Annotated in this window: 3 protein-coding genes and 1 pseudogene; 3 read left to right on the top strand and 1 reads right to left on the bottom strand. The window is 65.5% G+C overall.

From position 1 onward, the window contains the following. A partial coding sequence (locus tag H7K34_RS27070; protein WP_457852191.1) for a hypothetical protein occupies positions 1 to 235 on the bottom strand: 235 nt, incomplete at its 3' end. Between the two features lie 54 nt (positions 236 to 289). Between H7K34_RS27070 and H7K34_RS19865 the strand changes: the two genes are divergently transcribed. The 3 genes and pseudogenes from H7K34_RS19865 to H7K34_RS19855 all read left to right on the top strand — a co-directional run. Further along, positions 290 to 589 carry a PE family protein gene (locus H7K34_RS19865; RefSeq protein WP_264063814.1) on the top strand — a complete coding sequence of 100 codons (300 nt, stop codon included), beginning with the start codon at positions 290 to 292 and terminating at the stop codon, positions 587 to 589. Between the two features lie 10 nt (positions 590 to 599). Continuing rightward, positions 600 to 1,656: pseudogene (locus H7K34_RS19860) on the top strand (PPE family protein). A 484-nt stretch (positions 1,657 to 2,140) separates the two neighbouring features. Beyond that, a partial coding sequence (locus tag H7K34_RS19855) for a PPE family protein (RefSeq protein WP_264063813.1) occupies positions 2,141 to 3,052 on the top strand: 912 nt, incomplete at its 3' end.

Below are 3,052 nucleotides of genomic sequence, written 5' to 3'. Positions count from 1 at the left end.
ACGGCGTCCTGCAAGGCATGCCAATGACCGGCGCAGGACGACGCGGCGCCGCAGGCTTCACCCACAAGTACGGCTTCAAACGAAACGTGCTCGTCCGACCACCATCCGCCGGATGAACCGCGATATGAATTTGAATTTCGACGAATAGAAGTGTCTGCCAGATGAACAGCAGTTGTCCGGGTTTAAACAGTTCGCAGCGGAGCACGACCGCCGCCTGCGATCGAACTAACGTCATTGCCAACAAGACCGCCAGGTGTGCGCACCGGACGGTTATCGAGAAGGGAATCACATGTCGTTTTTGACAACGCACCCAGAAGCGTTGGCGGCAGCGGCGGGTACGTTGCAGACCATCGGTTCGGCGCTCAGCGCCCAGAATGCTGCAGCCGCGGCCCCTACCACGGGTGTGGTGCCCGCCGCCGCAGACGAGGTGTCCGCGCTAACGGCGGCTCAATTCACTGCGCACGCACGCATGTATCAGGCAGTCAGTGCTCAGGCCGCCTCGATTCACGAGATGTTCGTCAACACCTTGAGTACGAGCTCGGGGTCGTACGCGCTGACCGAGGCGGCCAACGCGGCCGCGGCGGGCTAAGGGGATCACAATGGTTGATTTTGGTGCATTGCCTCCGGAAGTGAACTCCGCCCGCATGTACGCTGGCGCCGGTTCGACGTCGATGACGACGGCGGCTTCGGCATGGCGACACCTTGGCGCGGAGCTGATTTCGGCCGCGCAGGGCTACGAGAGCGTGATCACCCAGCTGTCCAGCGAGGAGTGGCTGGGACCGGCTTCCACGAAAGCCGCTCAAGCCCTGACTCCGTATGTGAAGTGGATGCAGACCACGGCTGCCGAGGCCGAACACACGGCTTCACAGCTTGACGCAGCCTCGGCGGCGTTCGAGACCGCGTTCGGTTCGGTGGTGCCCCCGCCGCAGGTCGCACAGAACCGGGCCATGTTGGCTCAGGCGTTGCAGGCCAACGTGCTAGGTCAATACACCAGCTTGATCGCCCAGCTGGAGGCTCAGTACGGGCAGATGTGGGCCCACGACGCGACCACGTTGTACCACTACGCGGCCCAGTCCTCGACCGCGACCAAGCTGACCCCGTTCCAGTCGGCACCGGAGGTGTCTACCCAGGACGCTCAAGCTAAGCAGGGCGCCGCGGTCTCGTCGGCGTCGGGCACTGAAGCGGGCAACGCCGCACAATCCACGGCAAGCGCGATCCAGCAGACGCCCAGCACCCTCGCGGCTGCTGCGACGCCCGCGGCGACGGCGACCGACCCGTTCACCGAGCTGTGGTTCCTGTTGACTGGGCAGACCGTTTTGCCCAGCAGCTTCGCGACGTTCGTCAACGGTCTGAGTCCGTTCGCCGGCTTCGCCTACAACGTCGAGGGTCTGCCGTACTTCAGCGTGGGTATGGGTAACAGCGGTGTGCAGATCGCCAAAAGTACCGGGCAACTCGGGGGTGCGGTGGCCAGTGCGGCTTCTGCTGCGCCGAAGGGCCTGGCCGGTNATCAGCGCGGTCCCCGAAGCCGCCGGCTCGGGCAACCTGCTCGGCGGTATGCCACTGGCCGGCATGGGCGGCTCCCAGGGCTTCGGCGCCTCGGGTCCCCGCTACGGCTTCAAACCCACCGTCATGGCCCGACCCCCCTTCGCGGGGTAGGCCACTCGATTCACTGCGAATGCACGCATGACGGCCGCGCGGCCGTCATGCGTGCATTTTGTTTGCCCTGATCCGGCCGATCGGCGGGCCCTGGTTGTGCCCGTTTTGCGGCCAGGTGACGCCCCACCGCACAGCTAGGCGACGCTGGTTTTATCCGCGGGCGGATTTTTATCCGGCCCTGGGGTTTTCACCCCCGCCTTGTCAGCTGGAACACTCGCGAACGACAACCGTCGAGACCCCGTTCTGTCACGCATTCCCGCAGATGAACCCAGGGATTCGTGGCGCCGCGGCTCGTTGATGACAGCTTGTACTCCCGTCGGATAACGACTCGCGGGGTGGCGCTGTCGCGCGCTCGGTCGAATCACGTGGAAGCAGTGGGGGACCACGACGCCCTAACGTCGCAACCGAGCAACTTCGGTCAGGGTCATCGACTAATTCCATTTGCGAGGAACACATGCCGTTCGAGCCGGGCGCTTCCTAGACCATGGACTACGGAGCCGTACCGCCCGAGATCACCTCGGCCTTGATGTATTCGGGTCCGGGGTCGGGGCCGTTGATGGCCGCGGCCGCGGCCTGGGACGGACTCGCAGTGGAGTTGGGCACGGCGGCCAACGGGTACAGCTCGGTGATTTCTGAGCTCACCATCGGTCCATGGGTCGGGCCCGCATCGACCGCGATGGTAGTGGCGGTGTCCCCATTCGCGAGCTGGATCAGTGCGGCGGCCGCTCAGACCGAGGAGACCGCCACACAAGCCCGGGCGGCCGCCGCTGCTTTCGAGGCGGCATTCATGATGACGGTGCCGCCGCCGGTGATCGCGGCCAACCGTATGCTGCTGGCCACCCTGATCGCGACCAACTTCTTCGGGCAGAACACCCCGGCGATCGCGGTCACCGAAGCCCAGTACATGGAGATGTGGGCCCAGGACGCCGCCGCCATGTATGGCTACGCCGGCGCCTCGGCGATCGCCACGGAGTTGCCCCCGTTCACGTCGGCGCCTCAAACCACCAATCCGGACGGCACCGCCGACCAGGCCGCCGCGGTGACCCAAGCGGCGTCGCAGCGGGCTGCCCAATCCGGTCAGTCGGCATCCGCCACAACGCAGGCGGCTTCCAGTACGACCGTTCCGCAAGCACTACAGCAACTTGCGACGGCGACCGTGGGGGCCGATGCGACTGCGACCGTGGGGGCCGATGCGTCGGCCACCACGGATCCGCCGTGGTGGGCTGGGTGGTTCACGATCCCGACTCCGACCAACCCGATGGGGCTCAACCCCGGCTTCTTCACGTTCTTCAAAAACCTCATCGGCTTCCCCTACTTCGGGGTGGGGCAGGGAAGCTTCGGCTACTCGATCCAGCAGCAGACGACGTTCGGTATCGGTAGCACCGCCGGCGCCCAA

Origin of the sequence: Mycobacterium montefiorense (assembly GCF_025823255.1) — a bacterium.
GTDB classification, from domain to species: domain Bacteria; phylum Actinomycetota; class Actinomycetes; order Mycobacteriales; family Mycobacteriaceae; genus Mycobacterium; species Mycobacterium montefiorense.
The sequence above is the reverse complement of the archived record's forward strand: the minus strand, read 5'-3'. Positions and strand labels throughout refer to the sequence as shown.